1 protein-coding gene is annotated in these 522 nt (G+C 72.4%); it reads right to left on the minus strand.

Going from position 1 to position 522, the window contains the following annotated elements; translation table 11 throughout:
• A partial coding sequence (locus tag Q7A36_RS40785) for an IS3 family transposase (protein WP_305109480.1) occupies positions 1-522 on the minus strand: 522 nt, incomplete at both ends.

Here is a 522-nt window from a genome sequence, read left to right on the forward strand (position 1 = left end):
GTTGCTGCCGTGGTCGTGGCGTAGCGCCAGGCCGCGTGCGACGCCTGCGCTCAGGTGGCCGAACTGCTGGCGTACCGCCATGCCAAGCGCCTGGATGGCCTCGTAGCGGGTGCCGTGCTTGGCCACGTGCCAGCCGAGCAGCTCGGCATTCCAGTGCTCGGCGACGCCGAACAGCCAGACCTTGCCGTCCTGGACGGTGATCACCTGCGTCGCGTCGGTAGCCCACATGACGTTCGGCGCCTCGGTGATGATGTGCCGCTCATGCGACGCCTCCGGCCGCGGGCGGGCGCGGTGCGGCGAGAGCAGGCTGTGCTCGCGCATGAGCCGCAGCACCCGCTTGCGCGAGACCCGGATGCCATCCATCGCCCGCAGCCTGGCCCAGACCTTGCGGTGGCCCTCGCCGGTCCAGGGCGAACGGGCGAGGTCGGCCTGAATGGCTGCGAGCAGGTCCTCGTCGGAGAGGGCGGGCTTGGGGCCACGCCGGGCCGGGCTCGGCTTCGCTCCGGCCTCGCTGGCCTGCTG

Source organism: Paracraurococcus lichenis (assembly GCF_030657435.1).
Lineage (GTDB): Bacteria > Pseudomonadota > Alphaproteobacteria > Acetobacterales > Acetobacteraceae > Paracraurococcus > Paracraurococcus lichenis.